The organism is Xinfangfangia pollutisoli, from assembly GCF_020179405.1.
GTDB lineage: Bacteria > Pseudomonadota > Alphaproteobacteria > Rhodobacterales > Rhodobacteraceae > Pseudogemmobacter > Pseudogemmobacter pollutisoli.
This window is the reverse complement of record NZ_JAICBZ010000183.1, coordinates 1-843: the sequence shown is the minus strand read 5'-3', so window position 1 is coordinate 843 and position 843 is coordinate 1. Positions and strand designations below refer to the sequence as shown.

The 843-nt window shown below is 58.5% G+C and carries 1 protein-coding gene; it reads left to right on the top strand.

Features of this window, described 5'->3' with window-relative positions:
* Positions 1–254: 254 nt before the first annotated feature.
* Entirely contained in the window at positions 255–584 is a 330-nt protein-coding gene (locus K1Y73_RS22145) for an ATP-binding domain-containing protein (protein WP_225030536.1), read from the top strand.
* The last annotated feature ends 259 nt before the right edge of the window (positions 585–843 follow it).

Below are 843 nucleotides of genomic sequence, written 5' to 3'. Positions count from 1 at the left end.
GCATCACACCCGCCCAGAAACTGAAGATGGCTGCCTGAAGTCTACTGCTGCACCCCGTTAAAACGGGGAGGATTACCGTTGCCCGGCTAGCTACGGGACCGTGCGGCAAACACAATAACGGGCCTTACATCGTTCATTGGGAAGGAAACGATAGCGACGAGGCGCAGGCCATAATCTCAACTCTCGATCTTGCTGCCGCCGTGCCAGCAGCGGCTGCACGCGAAGCACTACGGGCAATGCAGCAAAATGGACCCGTGCGTGCGGCACTGTCGTGGGTCGAGATCCAAGTTCACGCATGCGGACGGACGAACTTTACCCGCGCGGAAATCGAAGCCGTCATTGCGCGGCGGGTTTCGCTGCAACGGCAGCACGGTGGCGGCGCGTCGCATCAACTGACTGCGATGACTGTACAGCAGGCCAAAAACAGGGAGTTCGATGGCGTCGTGGTCCTCTGGCCGTATCAGGTGGGCGGCGATGCCGAACACAAGCGTCGCCTACTCTACAACGCAATTACCCGGGCAAAGCGATGGTGCAATGTAATCGTCCAGGGTCCAGATATTCTCGCAGCCGCACCGTTTACGTGAACGTTCGTTTGAGTGTGTTGTTTGTGGTCCGCGCTACCTGTCTATGTGAAGGAGCCATCGCAGTTTTCGCTTTGCTTCGAAGGACTTCGGCCCCTCTTGCTTCCACAGTGCTTCCACGGGAGTTGCAAACGCAAACGCCGCCCCGGAGGGCGGCGCATAAGCGTTTGTAAACACGAGATATTTTGGTTGCGGGGGCAGGATTTGAACCTGCGGCCTTCAGGTTATGAGCCTGACGAGCTACCGGGCTGCTCCACCCCGC